Source organism: Pseudomonas sp., assembly GCF_049645325.1.
Classification (GTDB): Bacteria; Pseudomonadota; Gammaproteobacteria; order Pseudomonadales; family Pseudomonadaceae; genus Aquipseudomonas.
Genome location: NZ_JBARTQ010000161.1, coordinates 1 through 3674 on the forward strand (window position 1 = coordinate 1; position 3674 = coordinate 3674).

Genomic DNA, 3674 nt, shown 5'->3' on the forward strand with positions numbered 1-3674 from the left:
GATGCTATCGCAGGCAAGCCAGCTCCCACATGGACCGCGTTCTATTCAGCCGAAGGCGGCGTCAACTTGGCTTCCAATTCGGCCACTTTCGCCTCCAGGCTTTCCAGCCGCGAACGGGTGCGGGCCAACACTACCATCTGGCTGTCAAATTCTTCCCGGCTGACCAGGTCGAGCTTGCTGAAGCCGCTTTGCAGCAATGCCTTGAACTGGCTTTCGATTTCATTGCGGGGCAGCGCGGTGTCGCCGCTGAACAGGCGAGAGGCGTGGCCGCTCAGGGCGTCGAGGAGGTCTTTGGGCGCGAGCATGGGAAATATTCCGGAATAACTGTTGGCGGGCAGTGTATCACGCAGCGTCTATAGTCTTTTTCACGGCAGCGGGCGCACGCTTTTCGCGCAGCGGGCCGGGCGGTCGCGCACTGTTTAAGTGCGCATTGGCGCCGCGAAAACGCCCCGCAGGTGGGCATAAGTGGGCAAAGGACTGATTTCAGTGATTTTTACGGAGCTGGCAAGGTTTCTGCTTAGACGATCATGACCCATGCACTGATGCAGTCGCTGTGACGAATGCAGTGCGCCGACGGATCAGGGGTACAGGTTTCGTCACCAGTGGTTCGCTGGCGTCGCAACGGTAAATGCCGAGGCGACGACGCGTTACAAAGCCAGGCACTGCGCTTAGACTTGAGACGGGTTTGTTTTCCTGGGGCAAGTCCACCAATTCGGGAGAGAGTTTTCATGAAGCTAGTCACTGCCATCATCAAGCCGTTCAAGTTGGACGATGTACGCGAGTCGTTGTCCGAGATCGGCGTGCAGGGCATTACCGTTACTGAGGTCAAAGGCTTCGGTCGGCAGAAGGGTCACACCGAGCTGTATCGCGGCGCGGAATACGTGGTCGATTTCCTGCCGAAGGTGAAGATTGATGTCGCCATTGACGACAAGGATCTTGACCGGGTTATCGAGGCGATAACCAAGGCGGCCAACACCGGCAAGATCGGTGACGGCAAGATCTTCGTGGTCAATCTGGAACAGGCTATTCGCATCCGTACCGGCGAAACCGATACCGACGCAATCTAAGCCGCCAAACCCCCAACGCCCCAGGAGAAAACAATATGACTCTGCGTAAATTCGCAGGGCTAGGAGCCCTGTTGTCCCTCGTAATGCCGGCCCTGGCATTGGCGGCGGACCCAGTCCCAGCTCCAGTCCTCAATTCCGGCGACACGGCGTGGATGCTCACATCCACCGCGCTGGTGCTGTTCATGACCATTCCGGGCCTGGCGCTGTTCTACGGCGGCATGGTTCGCTCCAAAAACATTCTGTCGGTGATGATGCAGTGCTTCGCCATCACCGGCCTGATCTCCATCCTGTGGTTCGTGTACGGCTATAGCCTGGCGTTCGACACCACTGGCATGGAAGCGGGCGTCGTCAACCTCAACTCGTTTGTGGGTGGCTTGTCCAAACTGTTCCTTTCGGGTGTGACCCCGGCCAGCATCACCGGCCCGGCGGCGTTGTTTCCCGAGTCGGTCTTCATCACCTTCCAGATGACCTTCGCGATCATCACCCCGGCGCTGATCGTCGGTGCCTTCGCCGAGCGTATGAAGTTCTCCGCGATGCTGATCTTCATGGGCATCTGGTTCACTCTGGTTTACGCACCGATTGCCCACATGGTGTGGGGCGGTCCGGGGTCGTTGCTGGGCGACTGGGGCGTGCTGGACTTCGCAGGCGGCACCGTGGTGCACATCAACGCTGGTGTGGCTGGCCTGGTGGCGTGCCTGGTACTGGGCAAACGTAAAGGTTTCCCAACTACCCCAATGGCACCGCACAACCTGGGTTACACCCTGGTCGGCGCCGCCATGCTGTGGGTTGGCTGGTTCGGCTTTAACGCCGGTTCCGCTGCTGCGGCCAATGGCACTGCCGGCATGGCGATGCTCGTTACCCAGATCGCTACCGCTGCTGCGGCATTGGGCTGGATGTTCGCTGAGTGGGTCACCCACGGTAAGCCAAGCGCACTGGGCATTGCCTCGGGCGTGGTTGCCGGTCTGGTTGCGATCACTCCGGCAGCTGGCACCGTGGGCCCGATGGGCGCCCTGGTGATCGGCCTGGCGGCGGGCGTGGTGTGCTTCTTCTGCGCCACTACCCTGAAACGCAAACTGGGCTACGACGACTCCCTGGACGCCTTCGGCGTGCACGGTATCGGCGGTATCCTCGGCGCGATCCTGACCGGCGTGTTCGCTGCACCGGCGATGGGCGGTTTCAACGCCACCACCACCGACATCGCGGCGCAAGTCTGGATCCAGTGCAAAGGCGTCGGCTTCACCGTGATCTACACGGCGATCGTGACCTTCATCATCCTCAAAGTGCTGGATGCGGTCATGGGCCTGCGGGTTACTGAAGAAGAAGAGGCCGTGGGCCTCGACCTGGCGCAACACAACGAACGCGGCTACAACTTGTAAGTACGCGTAAAAAAGATGCCCGGCTTGCCGGGCATTTTTTTGCCTGGCGTTTGTCAGTGGTAGGGCGCTGTACGGGTTTTTGCGCAAAGTTTGTGATGCAGCGCACACGGCACTTTTCAGCGTGCGAAAGTCTTACAGGTATGTAGGCGTATTCGGCACTTTGTTTTTTCCCTGAGCGCGCTAGAATGCGCGCCGATGGGCGGAGAACTGTATGTGGCAACAGACCCTGATTACCCTGCGGGCCAAGCCCCGGGGCTTTCACTTGGTGACGGACGAGTTGCTCGCCGGCTTGCCTGAATTGAAGGCGTGCCGCGTGGGCCTGTTGCATCTGTGGCTGCAGCACACCTCGGCCTCGTTGACGGTCAACGAGAATGCCGACCCGGCGGTTCGCCGTGACTTCGAGCGTTTTTTCAACTCGCTGGTGCCGCAAGGGCGTGCAGGGTTCGAACACAACGACGAAGGTCCGGATGATCTGCCGGCGCACTTCAAGGCCAGTCTCCTGGGCTGCCAGCTGAGTTTGCCGGTGAAGGCCGGCCGCTTGGCGATAGGAACCTGGCAAGGTGTTTATCTGGGCGAGCACCGTGATCATGGCGGTGCTCGTAAAGTCCTCGCCACCTTGCACGGTGATGGGGCATAAGCCACTGGTTATCCAGTGGATGTTGATTTTTTTCCAGCGACCTCGACAGAGGGTGAAGCTGGGCTATAACTAATCTGCTTTTCGCAAGTCATGAGGTAGAACATGAGCGACGATGATCTGGAAAACGACGAACTCGAAGTGGGTGACGACGACGAGGCTGAAGAAGGCCTTGAAGCGGCAGCTGAAGACGTTGCTGACGACGACGGTGGCGATGATGCGCCTGCCCCGGCGGCCAAAGGCAAAGCCAAGGCTGCTGTTTCGGTAGACGAACTGCCGAGCGTTGAAGCCAAGAACAAAGAGCGCGATGCGCTGGCCCGTGCGATGGAAGAATTCCTCGCTAAAGGTGGCAGAGTGCAGGAAGTCGAGGCGAACGTGGTGGCTGATCCACCGAAGAAGCCTGATAACAAGTACGGCAGCCGACCTATCTGAGGTCAGTCACCCGCTTGCTGAAAAAGCCCGCCGTCGCTGCGGGCTTTTTCATGCCCGTTATAAACGGGCAGAGCGATCGCCAACCCCTGTGGGAGCTGGCTTGCCTGCGATAGCGGTTTACCCGTGAGCGATGTGCAGTCTGACCCACCGCTATCGCAGGCAAGC

5 protein-coding genes are annotated in these 3674 nt (G+C 59.5%); 4 read left to right on the forward strand and 1 reads right to left on the reverse strand.

What is annotated here, in order from left to right:
- Positions 1–41 precede the first annotated feature (41 nt).
- Positions 42–305: an accessory factor UbiK family protein gene (locus WBB95_RS07365; RefSeq protein ID WP_424486970.1), complete on the reverse strand. Its 264-nt coding sequence runs from the start codon at positions 303–305 to the stop codon at positions 42–44.
- A gap of 423 nt (positions 306–728) precedes the next feature.
- Between WBB95_RS07365 and glnK the strand changes: the two genes are divergently transcribed.
- From glnK to sutA, 4 genes are all read left to right on the forward strand, one after another.
- Positions 729–1067, forward strand: coding sequence for a P-II family nitrogen regulator (gene glnK / locus WBB95_RS07370; RefSeq protein WP_002555808.1), 339 nt, complete (start codon positions 729–731; stop codon positions 1065–1067).
- A 35-nt stretch (positions 1068–1102) separates the two neighbouring features.
- A complete protein-coding gene (locus WBB95_RS07375; protein WP_424486971.1) occupies positions 1103–2443 on the forward strand; it encodes an ammonium transporter in 1341 nt (446 codons plus the stop codon).
- Positions 2444–2654: 211 nt separating this feature from the next.
- A complete protein-coding gene (locus tag WBB95_RS07380; RefSeq protein ID WP_065938004.1) occupies positions 2655–3080 on the forward strand; it encodes a secondary thiamine-phosphate synthase enzyme YjbQ in 426 nt (141 codons plus the stop codon).
- 102 nt (positions 3081–3182) lie between these two features.
- The gene (sutA, locus tag WBB95_RS07385) at positions 3183–3509 is read left to right on the forward strand and encodes a transcriptional regulator SutA (RefSeq protein WP_424486972.1); all 327 of its coding nucleotides are present in this window, start codon (positions 3183–3185) and stop codon (positions 3507–3509) included.
- Positions 3510–3674: the final 165 nt, after the last annotated feature.